This is a genomic window from Streptomyces olivochromogenes (assembly GCF_021538895.1).
In the GTDB taxonomy this organism is placed as follows: domain Bacteria; phylum Actinomycetota; class Actinomycetes; order Streptomycetales; family Streptomycetaceae; genus Streptomyces; species Streptomyces olivochromogenes_A.
Genome location: NZ_JADDRL010000038.1, coordinates 25,811 through 42,301, shown reverse-complemented (window position 1 = coordinate 42,301; position 16,491 = coordinate 25,811). Strand labels below are relative to the sequence as shown.

The following is a 16,491-nucleotide window of genomic DNA, read 5'->3' as shown; positions in this document are numbered from 1 at the left end:
GGCTATTCCCCTTGGGCCGGACGAAGTACCCGGCGCACGGCTCCACGCAGCCACTCGTGGGCCCCGTCGGCGCTGTGACGCGGGTGCCAGGCCATGGCGATCGTCAGTGGTGGCAGCGGCAGCGGGATTTCCAGCAGGCGCAGTCCCAGCGCGTGCGCCGCGTCGCTGAGTGGTGAAGGGGGCTCGCCCGGCAGCGCGATCGGCACCAGGCAGACCACGTCGCCGACCGCGGCCAGCGCCATCGCTGCCAGATGCCCGGGCAGGACGGCGCTGACCTGCCGACTGAGCCCTTGCTCGGCCAAGGCCGCGTCCAGCGGGCCGGTGAAGCGTCCCCGGCGGCTGACCGCCACGTGCTCGGCCGCGGCCAGCCTGGCGGCCGTCAGGGTTCCTTCGGTGAGGGGGTGCCCAGCCCTGACCCCGGCCGCCATCCGCAGCGTGACCAGCTCTTCGACCCGGGTCTCCGGGTCGACGTGGTCGATGGCCCCGATCTCCAGGTCGATCCGGCCCTCGCGCAGCGCGGGGCCCGCCTCCCACTCCTCGGCCAGCACCCGCAGCGAGACGCCCGGCGCCCGCCGCCGGGCCAGCCCGAGCAGACCCGGCGCCAGTGCCGCGCCGACCAGGTCCGCGGCCTGGACGGTGAAGGTGCGCCGCAGTGCCGCGGGGTCGATCCCGCCGCTCGGGGCGAGCAACGCCTCCAGCCGGCGCACCACCCCGGCGGCCTCGTCCCGCAGTGCCTCGGCACGGGGCGTGGGCACCATCGCCTGTCCGGCGCGTACCAGCAGCGGATCCTGGAGCACCCGGCGCAGCCGGGCCAAGGTACGGCTCATCGCCGCGGGGGAGGTGTGCAGCCGCGCCGCGGCGCGGGTGACGCTCTGTTCGGTCAGCAGGGCGTCGAGGGCGACGGCGAGGTTGGCGTCGAGGTTCGGGGCTGGGCTGCTCACCGGCATTATTCCGTTTCAGGCAATGATTGGATGCTCAAGTTCCCATTGTGGCAATGCGGTTGGCGTTTGCACGATGAGGGGGCCGTACCGATTCGACAAAGACCGCGAGGTTTTCATGATCGTCATTACCGCCCCTACTGGGAACATCGGCCGTCGGCTGCTGTCGCTGCTGGTCGAGGCCGCGCCCGAACGCGGAGAGGAGTTGCGCGTCGTGGTCCGGGATCCTGCCCGGCTCCCCGAGGCCGCGCGCGGACGGGTCGAGGTGGTCACCGGGTCGCACGGCGACGCCGCGACCATCGAGCGCGCGTTCACCGGGGCCGACGCCGTTTTTTGGCTGGTGCCGCCGGATGCCTCGGTCACGCCCGACGAGGCGTACAGCGGCTTCACCCGCCCGGCCGCGTGGGCGTTCGCCGCCCACGGTGTCGGCCATGTCGTCGGCGTTTCGGCGCTCGGCCGCGGTACTCCGCAGGCCGCCCAGGCCGGCCTGGTCACCGCCTCCCTGGCCATGGACGACCTCATCGCCGACTCCGGCGTTGCCTACCGTGCCCTGGCCAACCCGTCCTTCTTCGAGTACCTGCTGGAGGAGGTCGACTCGATCCGCGACGACGGCGTCTTCACCGACACCGTCGTCGCGGACCGTACGGCCCCGCTGGTGGCCGTCGCCGACATCGCCGCGACGGCGGCCGGGCTGCTGCTGGACCGCTCCTGGACCGGCGTCGGCAGTGTTCCGGTGCTCGGTCCGCAGGACCTGTCGCCCAACGACCTGGCCCGCATCATGACCGAGGAGCTGGGCCGTCCGGTCCGCTACCAGCGCCAGCCGCTCGATGAACTCCGATCCACCCTGCTCGGCTACGGCCTCAACGAGGCGTTCGTCGAGGGCATGGTCGACATGAAGCGCGCGAAGGACCAGGGCCTGGACTCGGGGGTTGAACGCTCGCCGCAGGTGGGCCCGGCCACCGGATTCGCGCAGTGGTGCGCGCAGACCCTCAAGCCCGCCGTCCTCGCCCTGCCGGAGGCAGCCGATGCCCGCTGACCGAAACGAGCCGCCGGTCACCGCGTTCATGCTGGTCAAGACCACGCCCGAGTGGCTGTCGATGACCGTGGCCGAACGTGTCCAGGCCTTCACCACCCAAGTCGTCCCGGTGATCGAGGCCCGCACCCACGGCGTCCGCTCCCGCTTCTACGACACGGAGTTCTACTCGGCGCGGGTCACCGACATCTGGGTTTGGGAGGCGGACGACCACGGCGCCTACCGGCTGCTGATCGACGCGCTGCGCGAAACCCCCTTCTGGGACCGCTACTTCGAGGTCGTGGCCCTACTCGTGGGAACTGAGAACGGCTACGCCCGCACCTGCGACCTGGAGCCGGTGGCCACCCTCGCCACCTGATGTTCTCCCTGACCGGCCGGTGCCGCCGTCCTGCGGAAGCACCGGCCAACGGTTCAGCTGAGCGGATGGAAACGCGGCAGACCGGATTCGTCGACCAAGGGCACCCGCTTGACGTCTCATGAGCCATGATCTGGGCGGCCTCGGACAGAGTGGCGTTCGTGCGGATGGTGATGGTGGGCGAGGACAGCAGGTCCCCTGCGGCGACCGCACCGGCCTTCACCATGTCCGGCGGGCCGGCGCAGCAGCGCGTAGCCGTCCTCTGGGCTGTCCCGGAGTCCCTCCGTGGGCATCCGGCCTGCGGCGGCCACGATCACCGTGCAAAATGTCCAGGGGGAGCACGCCTGCCAGGCAGCCTGATGTCAGGAGTGGCTCATGGCCTCGGAAGGACGTCGGCGGACGCTCGGGACGGAACGAGCTACGCGGCTGTCATCAAGCCTGCGATCAGGTTGGCTCGACTGGCTCCGACGTCGGGCGACGGTCCCTCCAGCGGGTCGGTTGACCCCACTCAGGGACGCGTGCCCTCCGACCTGATAGACGCCTCACCACGCTGGAATCGAACCCTCACGCGGGAGGTGCAGAGCATGTCCCCGACCATCACTGCAGGTGTCGACGGATCGCCCGAGAGCCGGGCTGCCGCCGAGTGGGCGGCGTGTGAGGCCCTTTTGCGCGGTGTGCCGCTGAAGATCGTCCATGTCTGGGCGCCGGTGTCCGAGGACACGGTTCAGGCTCTGTTGATCCGCCCCGAGACCCAGGAGCACTGGATCGAGCGGATTCTGGGCGAGTCCGCCGAGGCCTTGCGCTTGCGCCACCCGGGTCTTGAGGTCATCAGCGAGCAGTTGACGGGGAACGCCGTGGACATCCTGTGCGGGGCGGCGCGCACTGCCGAGCCGTTGGTGCTGGGTTCGCGGGGCTTCGGCGGGATCGGCGGGTTCGTGGTCGGTTCGGTGAGTCTGTCCGTTGTCGCCCGTGCCGAACGACCCGTGGTCCTTGTTCGGGCGGAGGAGGAGGCCGCCGACGAGCACAAGATGGATCCGGCGGGCGTACCCTCTGCCATGGCACCCTTCCGACCCGTGGTGCTCGGCCTCGACACCGATGCTCCGGACGATACGCTGCTGGAGTTCGCCTTCGAGGCAGCCGCCCGCCGGGAATCGTCCCTGCGCGTCGTGCACGCCTGGCCCGAGCCGCTCACCTCCTTCCACCGCTTCTCGGGCGACGCCGAACTCCACGACTCGCTCAAGCGTCAGCAGGCCGCCGCCCTGACCGAGGTCCTGTCCTCTTGGCGGCACAAGTTCCCGGACGTCGAGGTGATCGAGTCGAGCCTGAGCGGCAGTGCCGCTCAGGCCCTCGTCAACGCCTCGCGTGACGCGTCGCTGACGGTCGTCGGTCGACGTATCCGCACCAGAGCGATCGGTGCTCACATCGGCCACGTCACCCACGCCGCCCTGCACCACATCACCGCGCCCGTCGCCGTCGTTCCGCACGGCTGACCCGGCACTTCGCGGAGAACAGCCCATGAAGCCGGCGCTCGAACGGGCCTTTGCCGCATCGACATCGCCCGCCACCACGGCCGTCGACGTCGCCCCGCCGAGTGGCCGATCGAACGCGGCTCTCTTTCCGGGCCGCAGCCGGCGGAGCCCACCCTCGCCCCGGACGGTGATCAGGAGGGACCTTCCGATCGTTGTCGGCGTCAATGGTTCTGAGCTGAGCCTGCGGACCGTGGACCGGGCGGCGGACCCGGCGGCCCTACGCGGAGCGGCGTTCGGCTCGTTCCTGATCGGGCCGGAGACATGCTTGTAGGCATGTCGGTGTTCTGGCTGATCTGATCTTCCCTGGCTTCGGCCGCACTCGACGTGCCTCAGCACGGTGGTGGGCCTCGAAGGGCCGGTAGGTCCAGCCGCCCCTGGACCTGGGGCGGTGGTTGCGCCGTATCTCCCGGCTGACCGTGGAGGGACTGCGGTCAGGCAGCGAGATGCGGGAGCCGGTTCCTCGACGATCGCAACAGGAGGAATCGGCCCGCGGCCACCGGGCGGGGAGTGCTGGCCGTTGCGCCACCGCTTGCCGGTGCGCAGGTTGATGCCGACGATCCGCGCGGCTTCTCGCGTGCTGTAGCCCTGCTCCATTGCGGGAGGGCTCGGGCCGTGCTCGGTCAGCAGACCGCGGGTGGGACGCTCTGCTCGTACTGGAAGACGTTGTGGGGGTCGTACTTCGCCTTGATCCTGCGGAGCCGGTCGAAGTTGTCACCCCAGTAGGCGGTTTCCCAGTCCTGCTGTGCGATGTTCGGCACGTTGACGTAGGCGCCGTCCACGTAGGTCCGCAGGGCCTGGCTGAACTCGGCGATCCAGGCCTGGCACTGCGAGGTGAGCGGGTCGCAGACGCCCGGCTGGTCGCTGCGCTTGCCCCAGCCGACGCCGGGTTCGGCGTAGAAGAGCGTGTCGCGGTGCGGGAACGCGGTGCCGCCGCGGGGGCTCCTCCTGACGTTCCCGCCAAAAGCCTGGACGAAGTAGTTGCTGTCATCCGTCGGGGCGTTCCTGATGAACGTGTCGACGATGTCGATCGCGTCGCCCGGGAACGGCTTGCTGGAGAACTGTGAGTGGAACTTCCAGTTCGCCGGTTCGAGCTCGATCGGAATCTGGAAGTCCGCGTACACCTTGCCCCAGTTATCAACCTGCGTGGTGACCGTCGGGCTGTCGATCGACAGGATCGGGTCCAGCAGCCTCTTCGTCTCCTCCGGCGTTCCTTCGGGGAGAACCGCGAACAGGAAGATTTGGTTCCGGTGGATTTCGAGCTGGGTTCCGAGGCGGGCGTCGGTGGTCGGCGCCGTACGCTGATACGCCTCGAAGATGGCGCGAAGGTCGTCGATGCCCTGCCACGTCGCCTGGAGATAAGTGACGCTCTTCAGCGGAGCCAATTTGTAGGTCAGCGACGTGATGATGCCGAAGTTGCCGTTCCCCGCGCCGCGCAGCGCCCAGAGCAGGTCCGAGTGGTTGTGCAGGTCCACCTGGATGGCCTTGGCGCACTCGGTACCCGACGGGACGACGATCTCGGCCCCCACCAGGCTGTCGCAGGCCATGCCGAGCCAGCGGGTGAGGAAGCCGAACCCGCCGCCGAGCGTCGCACCGGACAGGCCTACGCTGCCCTCCGTTCCGGTGGTCACCGCGAAGTTCTGCTTCGCGAGCGTGGTCACCGCTTCTTCCTGGTTGAGCCCGGCGCCGACCCTCGCGATACGCGCGTCGGCGTCGATGTCGACCGACTTCAACTCGCTGATGTCGATCACGACGCCGTTGTCCACGTTCGACCAGCCCTCAAGGGCGTGGCGGCCGCTGCGCACCCGCACCGCCACGTCGTTCTGCCGCGCCCACGTCAGGGCGTTGACCACATCCTGGGTGTTCTGGGCGAAGACGATGACCAGCGGATAGTGGGAGAAGAGCTGGTCCCAGCCGAGGCGCGCGTCCGTGTAGCCGGAGTCCTCGGGGCGGACGATGCGGCCGGTCAGCTCCGCCGGTGCGCACTTCCCGTGCTCGGGCCCTGTGCTCACGGCATTCGCGGCGCTCGCGCCCGGGGCCTCCGCGGCCGCAATGCCCGGGACGACGACAGCGCCGGCGCCGGCGGCCGCGGTCGCCTTGAGCAGTCCCCGACGGGAAAAGTCGTTCATGGTCCATGTCCTCTCGACCGCAAACAGGTGCGAATCGGTCCTTTGTGGATGATTTAGGCGAAGCGGACAGTAGCAAGGGCGGCCACGGTGCACCGTCTCGACACGCGCCAACCACGCCCAGCGCGTGATGCCGTAGACCCCGCCCCGGGTCGGCGCTCTGTGGCGCGCGGAGATCTGACGGACGAGCAGTGGGCGGTGCTGGAGTCGCTGTCGCCAAGGAACAAAAAAGTCCGGCCGACCGCCGATATGGGCCAGGAGACAGCCGATCGACGACATACGCTTCCGGGTGGCACCATCGAGTCCGACAACGGGGAGACGCCGCGCCCGGGGCGCTCGCCGCGAGACGGCCGAAGAGATCGGCCGCGACCGCGAGCTCGGGCGGCTGCTCGCGGTGAACCCGACGCGATCTACCTCTTGGAGAACGGCCGCAGGGTGGGCTGACTTGCCGGGCGAGCATGCGCTCTTCGCGGAGTCAGTGTCGGACGGCCGCCTTTCGGTGGATCAGGAAATCGCTCACACGAGTGAGACCTTCACGCCTGGGCGATCACAGCTCAGCGGGGCTGTCAATCAAGACCGGATGAGCATTTCCGCGTAAATCCTGAATTCATATCAGGCGCGCGGTATATCGGCGTGGCTGATCTTGATTTGCGTATTTCCGACCTTACGCTGCCGCTGCTGATCAGCGACGTCGAAAGGAATGCCGTGCCTCTTAATCCAGATCATGGCCGTCGACCGGCCGCGAAGTCTGGGCTCCCGCGCTTGAAGTCCCGTGTTGGCGGACGCCTGGGCCGGCTACGGGCCGCCGCCGTGGCCGGTGCCCTGCTCGCCGGACTGAGTCCGGTGGCGGCCGGTGCGCCGCAGGCCGCCGCCGCGACTGGGCACAAGGACGATCCGACGCAGTACTGGAACAAGGTCCTGGCCCAGACGTTCCGCAATGCGCGGGGCTGGGACGCCTCGCCCGGCAAACTCTCCAGGTCGGGGGCGATCGTCTTCGCGGCGATCTACAACGCCGAGAGCGCCTATCAGTACACGTACGGAACCCTGAAGTACGAGCCGTACCTCAACCGGCCACTGAAGTACGCCGACAAACACTCGCGGCCGAGTCCGGACGAGGAGGAGCGGCTGATCGACCGCACGGCGTACCGGACGATCTCGCAGCTGTACCCGGGCGACCAGGCCTACATCGACGCCCAGTACAGGGCCCGGACCGGCCACTCCCCCCACTCCTACGACCCCCTCGACCGCCTGGTGGTCGACCCCGTGGTGAGACAGATCAACAAATCCCGGGCGGGCGACGGTTCGGACAACCCGGAGGTCTACCACGGCGACACCACCACACCTGGCGCCTGGCGGCCGACGGGTGAAGACGCGACGCCCGACGAAGGGGCCTGCAAGCAGCCGAGCGACGCGGTGACCCCGAACTGGGGCAAGGTGAGGCCGTTCGTGCTCCGCTCCGGCTCGCAGTTCCGGCCTCCCACCCTGCGAGGCTTCACTTCCTACGCCGATCTGGTGGCCAGCCCGGAGTACGCGGCCCAACGCGACGAGGTACGACGGGTCGGTGCCGTCGACTCCACCGAGCGCACCTACGAGCAGACCGTCATCGGCTGGTTCTGGGACCATGACCTGAACGGCACCTACCACCCCCCGGGGCAGTTGCTCGAACTGACCGGGATCGTCGCCAAGAAGTTCAAGCTCGACACTTACGAGACAACGCACTTGTTCGCGCTGTCGGCGCTGTCGTTGGCGGATGCCGGGATCGCGGCCTGGGACTCCAAGTTCGACAGCCCGATCGAGCTGTGGCGCCCGGTGTCCGCGATCCAGGCGACGGGCGGCGCGAACGCGACCTGGGAGCCGCTCAGCGCGGACCGCTCAGGGCGTCCGTTCACCCCGTGCTTCTGCGCCTGGACCTCCGGGCACGCCAACTTCACGGGTGCGTGGGCAACCGCGATGAAGCACTTCTTCGGTCGTGACAACGTCTCGTTCATCGCCCACTCCGAGGACCCGCACACCATCGAGTCGTACCGCCGGATCGACAGCTTCAGCCAGGTCGCCGAGGAGGGCGAGTTCAGCCGACTCTGGCTGGGCGTGCACTTCCGCTGGGACGCCGAGGACGGGAGGGCGATCGGTACCAACGTTGGCGACTACGTGTTCGCCAACGCGCTGCGGCCGACGCGACCGGGCAGTTCGCATCAGTGGTGAGACGACACCGTGGTCCACGCCTGTGCGGGGGCTTGGGCGCCGCCGCGACAACGCCGGCCAGACCGTGGACAACTCCATAGTCGCGTCGGCACAGCCTTCGGTTTGAAAACCGCGCGTGTCGACCCGTCCTCTGGATGTCGGGAAAGCCGTCAGCGCCTTTGCCGAGTACCGCATGGTGGAGGCGCTGACGGCCGCTGGCCCAGCGGTACCGGCCAAGTCGCTGTCAGGAGTCCGTACCCTCGCGGGCGATTCGCGGCATGGTGCCACTGTCTGAGCTGTTTGGCCGTGCGTCTCTCGTCCTTTCGCGTGGTGCGTCTGGCGAGTGGGCAGCCGGCGGGGACGGCACCGGTCGACGATCGGTGAACTGGCCGATGGGATCGCAGGAGGAGCCTGCGACTGCTGCGTGAGGGTGGGTCGCTGTGATCGACAGGCGGGATGTGCTGCGGGCAGGCGTGCTGGGCAGTGTTGGTGGGGCACTGGCGCTGCAGGCACCGGAGAGTGCGGCGGCAGCCGAGGCAGCAGGGCCTGTTGGCGCTCGGGACTGGAAGCGGTTGGCTGATGCGCTGTCCCCTGGGGCTACCCTCTACCGGCCGTATGGCTCTGAATACGTGTCGCTGGCCTTGCCGTTCAACCACAGGTACGCCGGAATTCTGCCTGCCGGCATCGTTGCCTGCGCGACCACCGGCGACGTGTGCGAGGCGATCCGCTGGGCTCGCGCGGTAGGGCTGCCCGTCGTACCGCGCTCCGGGCTGGGACACAACTACGCCGGGTATTCGACCACCAGGGGCCTGCTGCTGAACATGGCCCGCATGAAGAGCATCGTCTCCACCCCGATCCCGGGTCGTGCCCGCCCTCGGGTCTATGGGCCGATGAAGGTCGTGCACGACGCCGGCACCGTCACCGTAGGGGCCGGCGTCACCAATGGCGACCTGCATCCGCTGTTGGAGGACCAGGGCATGTTCGTGCCGACCGGCCGTTGCCCCAGTGTCGGGGTCGCAGGGCTGGTGCTTGGCGGCGGTATCGGCTTCAGCGACAAGATGTTCGGGCTGACATGCGACCGGCTCGTTTCCACGACCGTCGTGCTCGCCGACGGACGCACGGTCAAGGCCGGCAAGGATACGCACCCCGACTTGTTCTGGGCCTGCCGCGGCGGAGCCGGCAACAACTTCGGTGTCCACACCTCGTTCACCTTCCAGTACGAGCAGTTCGAGGGCACCGTGGGCTTCTACCAGCTCCGCTGGAGCCTGGACTCCGTACTGCCGGTGATCGCCGCCGCGCAGCACATCGCCCAGGACACCGCGGACGACAAGCGGTTCCATCTGCGTCTGGGCATTGGCACCCACGGAACGACCAGGACACAGATCCATGCCAACGCCAACGTCAACGCCATCGGCCAGTTCTACGGCACTGTCCAGGAACTGCGTGCCATCCTCGACCCGCTGCTCCAGATCGGCACGACCGAGGAACGCGCCCGCAACAGCGCGTCCGTTCGTCAGGTCACGCCCGGTGAGGCGAGCGTGCTGCTGAGCGCCACCACACCGATCGATCGCTTTGCCACCAAATCGGCGATCCTCGACTCCCGCACTCTCCTGACCGACCAGCAGGTCAGCGCGGCTGCCGAGCGCCTGCTGGACTGGCCTGGCAGCAACAACGAGGACGGAGCCGGGTTCGCCATGTTCGCCCTCGGCGGTAAGATCAACCAGGTACCGCCGAACGCGACCGCGTTCGTACACCGAAACGACCTCTTCGTCTTCGCCGCCGAGACCTCGTGGGCCGACTACGACCGCCCCGACGTCGCCGAAGTCAACCTCCGCTGGCTCAAGCAGTTCTACGACGACATCTTCCCCGGCAGGTCGCCCGAACACGCATACCAGAACTTCCCCGACCCGACGCTGAAGAACTGGCGGGAGGCCTACTACGGCACGAACTACCCCCGTCTGGTCGACGTGAAGCGGAAATACGACCCCTCCGGCTTCTTCGACTACCCGCAAGCGATCGGCACGAGTTGAGCCCAGGCGGCGAGGCAATCTGTCAGAAGACGCTGTCGCCGGCCCGGTCGGAACAGACAGTCGAAGAGCTCTATGACTTCCGCAGCCAGGCCCTGGCCCGGCTGGCTGCGGTCGAGGGATGCTGACGAGGCACGAGATGAAATCGTAGTGCGCCTTGGGGAGTTCGACTTCCGTCACGTCCACGTCCTGGAAGCGCGGACTCCGGTCATCGGCCATCCGGCCGGACAGCGCGCGAGCCTCCGCGACGGATCGATCGCATCGACCCCTATGCCCAGGTGAGCGAGCCGACGCGCGAACTGGCCGTCCCGCACCCCCCGACCCTGTCGCAGCGGACGCACTCGGCCTCACCTTCCACTATCAAGACCCTCGCGGTGATACGCGGCACACCTGGCTGACTCACCTCGGCGAGCAGGGCGCGTCCGGCGGCGACCGCTGAGCCGCGCTCCTCGGTCCTGCTCGGTGGCCACGGCGGCGGTGGACAGGAGTGTCGTGGCGGTGAGGGTGCCCCAGAGGGCGGTCGGGCCATGGGGAGCGAGAGCGGTGATGGCCGCCGGGGAGACGGCGAGGCCGAAGCCCGTGGAGAGTTGGAAGCGGGCGAGGACGCGTCCCAGCACGTGGGCCGGGGCGAGGGCGGTGACGAGCGCGGTGGCGCTACCGGCGTAGAGGATCTCGCCGAGGGTGCAGACCACGGACACCGTGGCGACGGCCGGGGCACCCCAGCCGTGTCCCAGTGAGGTGGCCGCGAGGAAGCCGAGGTAGGACGCGGCGAGTACCACGCCGGCAAGAGCCAGCACGGTCCGCCGGGAGAAGCGGGACATCAGGACGGTGACCGGAACCTGCAGGGTGACCACCAGCACCGTGTTGGCCACGAAGACGGCCGCCGACCACACCGGGGAGGCGTGCAACTGCGTCACCAGGACCAGAGGGAGCGCGATCTCGGGGACGTTGAGGCAGAAGACGTAGACCACGTTCGCGGCCAGCAGTGCGCGCATCCGAGGTGCGCGCCCGTCGTCCCCGTCCTTGGCCGGAGCGGCGGCCGGCTGCGCGTGCAGGTGGACCGACCACGCCAGGGCCGCCGCGGCGAGATAGGCGAGCCCGGTGACGGCTGCCAGCGCCCGCAACGCGGTGGTGCCGCCCGCCAGGCAGGCGGTGGCGACGAGCGCGCCCACGCCCAGGCCGGCGTTGCGCAGGGCACGGGCCGCCGCGAGAGCGGCGTCGCGTTCCCGGCCGTGGGAGACCGTGGCCACGAGAGCCGCGTGCGCGGCTGGCCAGGCTTGGTTGCCGATGCCGAGGAAGAGCGCCGCCGTCGCGAACGGCCAGACGTGCCCCGCCGGGGTGGCCAGCAGCAGCGCCACACCCAGCACCCGCACCAGCATCGACGCTGCCACGACCGTGCTGCGTGCGCCTTGGTCCAGCCACTGGCCCACCGCGGGCATGCACACCAGGCCCGCGACGACGCCGACCGTCATGGCGATGCCGGTGGTCGGCGCGGACAGCCTCAGCACCATCACCCCGTAGAGCAGCAGAAAGGGCCGCAGCAGGCCGGTGCCGAGCGCGTCCACGACCAAGGCGACGGCATAGCGGGCTCCTCCGGAGGCACGGACGAGAGCGCGGGGCTGGGTCTTGATGGTGGTTGCCATGACGTCAAACGGTGCGTGCGGCCGCCGGGCCGGCCACGTCGGTTGACGGATACCGTCAACCGACGTCGTCGTCGGCCATGCGGTCGGTGATGATGCGGGGATGACGTTGAGGATCGACATCAGCGGCCTGCCGTCCGAGCGGCTGCGGTTCGCCGCCTCCCCGTTGGCCGAGCTGACCGCGATGCTGCACGTGCTGGCCGAACCCGGGCATCATCCCCAGCTCGCCGACTGGGCCGGAGAAGTCTGGGCAGGGCTGCGGCCGGAGCTGGCCGAGCGGCTCAGGGAGGCGGAGTTCCTCTGGCGTTCCTCACGAGCCGACTTTCTGCTCCCCGCCCGGCCTCGGCCCACCCTCGCCGAGGAGTTGGACGACGTGGACCGGATCGACGACGAAAGGTATGTGACCGCCGCGCTCGTGACGACGTGCGGCAGCAACCGGGTCCACTTCGGATCTCCTTCGCCGCTCACCGATACGACCGCGCGCGAGCGGGCCCTGGACCTGGCCCAGGCCCGCGGCGCGCAACAAGAAGCCTTCGCGGAACGTCTGCTCGCGGACCCGGCCGCCGTGCGGGCGCGGGTGCGCCGCACCCTCGAACAGTGTGCCGAGGCCTTCTTCGACGCCGCCTGGACGGACGTCGCCGTGCAGCTCGCCACCGACCTGCGCCTCAAGAACGACCTGCTCAGGCGCCAGGGCATCGGGGCGGCACTCGCGTCGGTCTCCGGTGCGGTCACCCTGGCACCGGACGGCGACTGCATCGTCGTGGACAAACTGCAGGACAAGGCGACCGCCGCCCACAGCACAGGGGTCACTTTCATCCCCAGTGTCTTCGGCAGTCCGCACCTGGTGGCGGTCTTCGCGCCCGGGTGGCAGCCGGTGATGCAGTACCCCGTGGCCGAGCCGAGCCCAGCAGAGCCGGTATCGCTGGAAACGGTCACTCTACGGCTGGAGGCACTCGCCCATCCGGTACGGCTGAGGCTGCTGCGCACCCTGGCCCGCGGCGCGCACACCAACGGTGAGCTGGCCCATGCCTGGGAACTCTCACCTCCGGAGGTTTCCCGACACCTCGCCGTCCTGCGCCGGGCGGGGCTGCTCACCGCCCAGCGGCATGGTCGTTATGTTCGCTACGTCCTCAATGTGTCCGACCTGACGGCGCTGGGTTCCGACTTGCTGGCGGCCGTACTGCGCTGAGTGGCTTCGGTCTGCCAGAAAGACAACGCGATGCCGTCGTGAGCCGGTCGATGTCCCGCGCCGGCTGGCCGGTGCGGGACATCGACCGGCAGTCGGTGAACGACGCCGACAGGTCCAACAGGCCCCTGCATCTGAGGGCCGTGATCGTCGACGGCGACCGCTCTACTCGGCAATCTGCCAGCTCACACTGCTGGAGGCAGCTTGCCGGGCCGCGGGCTCGCGCAGCGCCGACGTGTCGTCGGTGGCCGTCGCGGTGACCGTGTGCGTACCCGGACTGATCCGCAGCGCGCTCGGCGTGACTGTGCGGCGGCCGACCGCCTTCCGGACTTCGACTCCGTCGACGTACCAGTGCACGCGCACGTCGGACAGACCGTCGCGCGGCAGCCGGGCGACGCTGACGCGAAGGGGGTCGGAAGCCCCCAGGGTGCGGGCGGTGGGGGTGCGGGCGGTGAGCAGGGAGGCGTGGCGGTAGAAGCCCTCGATCATCGCTTCCTGACCGGGCAGGTTGAACCTGTCGTTGCTCAGGCTTCGCATGATGGAGTTCTCGGTGGGGCGATAGATGCCGTGGTGGTGGTAACCGCCGCCTTCGTACGCGCCGACCGTGCCGCCCGACGGGTCACTCTCACCGATCCAGCGGTACCACTTGGCCCGGTGGTCCTGCATGTCGGCGGCGGTCTGCATCGTGAGGTTGGGCTCGGTGGGTTCCGGTCCGGGGTAGCGGTCGCCGCCCCCGTCCTCGTACTCGTCCCCGAGCAGGCCTATGGAGTGGCCGAGTTCATGGGCGCCTATCAGGTAGGAGCTGGGGTTGTCGGAGGACATCGTGGCGATACCCGTGTGGCCGGCGGTGGAGGTGAGGCCGCTGTACCCGGCGCCGCCGTACTTCGTGGAATTCGCGATGACGAAGACGATGTCGGAGTCCGGTGCCCGCTGCGCGTAGGAGTCGACCTTCTGCTCGTCGATGCAGAGCAGTCGCTCGGTGTCGTCGCAGTAGAAGTAGCTGCTGACGGCGGTGTCCTTGACGACGTCTCGAGTCGGGTCGCCGGTGACCCCCGACTGGTTGGAGATGGCCTCCACGAGCCAGAAGTTGAACAGTCCGCGGTAGCTCCTGTACGGCTCGATCTGGAAGATCGCGTTCAGCTTGGTGCGTGCGTCCGCCTCGAAGTCGGACTGCTGACCGGCCTTATAGCCGTCGCCGATGATCACGACATCGAGGCGGTCGTCGGGAGCGCCTGTGCGCTGGAGTGCGGTGACGCGGGTCTTGCCGGGGCTCACCGCCGGGGCCGATCGGCTCTGCCTGATCCATTGCGGGACGGTGGCGGAGACCTGGCGGTGTCTGCCCTCACTGTGGGTGCTGGGGAAGTACTCGACAGTCCGGGTGTTCTCACCGGCGGCTGCGGAGGACGGGGGCCGCGTGGGGGAGGTGTCGGCTGCGTGGGACGGGATGCTCGCGGCGTAGAGCCCGGCTAAGACGAGGGTTCCTGCGGTGAATGCCGGCAGCAGGTGTCTGTGGACGCGCACGAGGACCTCGCATTAAGTGGGGGGTTAAGTGGACTTAACTAGCCGCATAACATAGGGGGTTGGCGTCACAAGCGGCAAGACTTGTACTCAAGTGACCCTGCGGTAACGGCGAATGGCGCACCGTGCCGGACGAAGTGACAGCGTCTGGGCGGGCTCGATGAGCCGTGCCACCCCTCCGACGGTGAGCGGGCACTGCCGCGGGCCCATACGCACCCGCGAGCGGCCCTGTGCCGACCCCGAGGCACTCACGTGGGTCCTGGCCCGTGCCACAACGGTGCGGACCCACACGCCGTACCGCCACGAGGTGGCGTGCATCCCCATTACGGCCCCGAAATCCCGGACGTAACGTCCCCGTAACTCCGAGGCCGCGCAACGGCATTCGAGGCAGGGCGCGGCTGCCTTCTCCTCTCCTCGCCCGTCGCGATCACCCAGGTGGCACCATGAACCCGACTTTCCCCCCGTTCGTACCGCGCCGCGTATGGCGCCTGAAATGGCCGCGCCCCGTCTCCGCGGCGGCGACGGTCCTGGCCCTGATCGCCGTGGTCCTCGGACTCTCCCCGGCCCCGGCTCAGGCCGCGGGCCTGCAGCAGGTCACGGGCTTCGGCTCCAACCCCGGCAACCTGCAGATGTTCCAGTACGTTCCCGACAGCCTGCCGTCCGGCGCGCCGTTGGTCGTGGCCCTGCACGGGTGCACTCAGAGCGCGGGCGACTACTACAGCCATTCCGGCTGGTCCAAGTACGCCGACATGTACGGCTTCGCACTCGTCCTACCGCAGACCACCACCGCCAACAACGCCAACTCCTGCTTCAACTGGTACCAGTCCTCGGACGACACCCGTGGCCAGGGTGAGGCGCTGTCGATCAAGCAGATGGTGGACTACGCCAGGTCTCACTACGGCAGCGATGCCGGCCGCGTCTACATCACCGGGCTGTCGGCGGGCGGTGCGATGACGTCGGTGATGCTCGCCGACTACCCCGACGTGTTCGCGGGCGGCGCCATCGACTCCGGCATCCCGGCGGGCTGCGCGACCGACCTCACCAGCGCGCTGACCTGCGAGTACAACGCGGTGAACAGAACCCCGGGGCAGTGGGGCGACGCGGTCCGTGGTGCCTCCGGCGGCTGGGGCGGGCCCTGGCCGCGGGTCGCGATCTGGCAGGGTACCGGTGACACCACGGTCAACCCGGCCAACGCCACCGAGGAACGGGACCAGTGGACCAACGTCTGGGGCCTCAGCCAGACCCCGTCCTCGACCACCACCCTGACCGGGGGCACCACACGGGCCGTGTACGACGATGCGAACGGCAAGGCGGCGGTGGAGACCTTCTCCGTGTCCGGCATGGCACACGGCCTCGCGGTCAATCCCGGTTCCGGCACCGACCAGTGCGGCAGCACCGGGACGTACTACCTCAACTACCTCTGCTCCTCGTACTGGACCGCGAAGTTCTGGGGCCTGGACGCCTCGGGCGGGGGCGACACCGGCAGCCTCCCGGCTCCGACCGGGCTGACGGTCACCGGCACGACCGACACCACCGTGTCGCTGTCCTGGTCCGCGGTGAGCGGCGCGGCGGCGTACCAGGTGTACCGCGGCGGCACCGAGGCCGGATCGACGGCCGGGACGTCGTACACCGACACGGCTCTCAACTCCGGTACTCGGTACGGCTACACGGTCGCGGCGGTGGACTCCGGCGGCGCGGTCGGCGCACGGTCGTCCGCGGTCTCGGCCACCACCACCGGATACCAGCCGCAATGCTTCACCGACAGCAACTACCACCACGTCGCCGCGGGCCGCGCCCACCAAAGCCTCGGCTATGTCTACGCCAACGGCTCCAGCCAGAACATGGGTCTGTACAACGTCTCCGTCACCCACACCCTTCAGGAGACCTCGTCCGGCTACTACGTGATCGCCGATTCGGGCTGCGGGTCCTGACACACCGCCCGGCGTCCGCGGTTTCACGGT

At 69.1% G+C, this 16,491-nt stretch carries 11 protein-coding genes and 2 pseudogenes; 8 read left to right on the top strand and 5 right to left on the bottom strand.

The window, feature by feature from the left end; all coding sequences use genetic code 11:
- Positions 1-2: 2 nt before the first annotated feature.
- Positions 3-947 (bottom strand): LysR family transcriptional regulator, encoded by a 945-nt coding sequence (locus tag IPZ69_RS20525; protein WP_235455632.1) that lies wholly within the window; start codon positions 945-947, stop codon positions 3-5.
- A gap of 109 nt (positions 948-1,056) precedes the next feature.
- On the opposite strand from IPZ69_RS20525, the gene IPZ69_RS20520 reads away from it, so the two are divergent.
- From IPZ69_RS20520 to IPZ69_RS20510, 3 genes are all read left to right on the top strand, one after another.
- Positions 1,057-1,974 (top strand): NAD(P)H-binding protein, encoded by a 918-nt coding sequence (locus IPZ69_RS20520; RefSeq protein ID WP_235455631.1) that lies wholly within the window; start codon positions 1,057-1,059, stop codon positions 1,972-1,974.
- Positions 1,964-2,329 carry a darcynin family protein gene (locus tag IPZ69_RS20515; protein ID WP_235455629.1) on the top strand — a complete coding sequence of 122 codons (366 nt, stop codon included), beginning with the start codon at positions 1,964-1,966 and terminating at the stop codon, positions 2,327-2,329. Before IPZ69_RS20520 ends, IPZ69_RS20515 begins: the two co-directional genes overlap by 11 nt.
- Positions 2,330-2,910: 581 nt before the next feature.
- On the top strand, positions 2,911-3,816 hold the full coding sequence (locus IPZ69_RS20510; protein ID WP_235455628.1) for a universal stress protein: 906 nt from the start codon (positions 2,911-2,913) through the stop codon (positions 3,814-3,816).
- Positions 3,817-4,150: 334 nt separating this feature from the next.
- Here IPZ69_RS20510 and IPZ69_RS48105 read toward each other — a convergent pair.
- Positions 4,151-4,482, bottom strand: a pseudogene (locus IPZ69_RS48105) (IS30 family transposase); the annotation flags it as partial.
- The gene (locus IPZ69_RS20495; RefSeq protein WP_235455627.1) at positions 4,476-5,981 is read right to left on the bottom strand and encodes an FAD-binding oxidoreductase; all 1,506 of its coding nucleotides are present in this window, start codon (positions 5,979-5,981) and stop codon (positions 4,476-4,478) included. The gene IPZ69_RS20495 and the pseudogene IPZ69_RS48105, both read right to left, overlap by 7 nt.
- 279 nt (positions 5,982-6,260) lie before the next feature.
- On the opposite strand from IPZ69_RS20495, the pseudogene IPZ69_RS20490 reads away from it, so the two are divergent.
- The 3 genes and pseudogenes from IPZ69_RS20490 to IPZ69_RS20480 all read left to right on the top strand — a co-directional run.
- Positions 6,261-6,378: pseudogene (locus IPZ69_RS20490) on the top strand (NUDIX domain-containing protein); the annotation flags it as partial.
- A gap of 362 nt (positions 6,379-6,740) precedes the next feature.
- Positions 6,741-8,180, top strand: a complete 1,440-nt coding sequence (locus tag IPZ69_RS20485; protein WP_235455626.1) for a vanadium-dependent haloperoxidase — start codon at positions 6,741-6,743, stop codon at positions 8,178-8,180.
- A gap of 419 nt (positions 8,181-8,599) precedes the next feature.
- Positions 8,600-10,189, top strand: coding sequence for an FAD-binding oxidoreductase (locus IPZ69_RS20480; RefSeq protein ID WP_235455625.1), 1,590 nt, complete (start codon positions 8,600-8,602; stop codon positions 10,187-10,189).
- A gap of 344 nt (positions 10,190-10,533) precedes the next feature.
- Here the strand turns inward: IPZ69_RS20480 and IPZ69_RS20475 are convergent, their stop codons facing one another.
- Entirely contained in the window at positions 10,534-11,829 is a 1,296-nt protein-coding gene (locus IPZ69_RS20475; protein ID WP_235455624.1) for an MFS transporter, read from the bottom strand.
- 100 nt (positions 11,830-11,929) lie between these two features.
- Between IPZ69_RS20475 and IPZ69_RS20470 the strand changes: the two genes are divergently transcribed.
- A complete protein-coding gene (locus IPZ69_RS20470) occupies positions 11,930-13,015 on the top strand; it encodes a helix-turn-helix domain-containing protein (RefSeq protein WP_235455623.1) in 1,086 nt (361 codons plus the stop codon).
- 162 nt (positions 13,016-13,177) lie between these two features.
- Here the strand turns inward: IPZ69_RS20470 and IPZ69_RS20465 are convergent, their stop codons facing one another.
- Positions 13,178-14,533, bottom strand: a complete 1,356-nt coding sequence (locus IPZ69_RS20465) for a M64 family metallopeptidase (protein WP_235455622.1) — start codon at positions 14,531-14,533, stop codon at positions 13,178-13,180.
- A 440-nt stretch (positions 14,534-14,973) separates the two neighbouring features.
- Between IPZ69_RS20465 and IPZ69_RS20460 the strand changes: the two genes are divergently transcribed.
- Complete coding sequence (locus IPZ69_RS20460; protein WP_235455621.1) at positions 14,974-16,461, top strand: extracellular catalytic domain type 1 short-chain-length polyhydroxyalkanoate depolymerase; 1,488 nt, start codon at positions 14,974-14,976, stop codon at positions 16,459-16,461.
- The last annotated feature ends 30 nt before the right edge of the window (positions 16,462-16,491 follow it).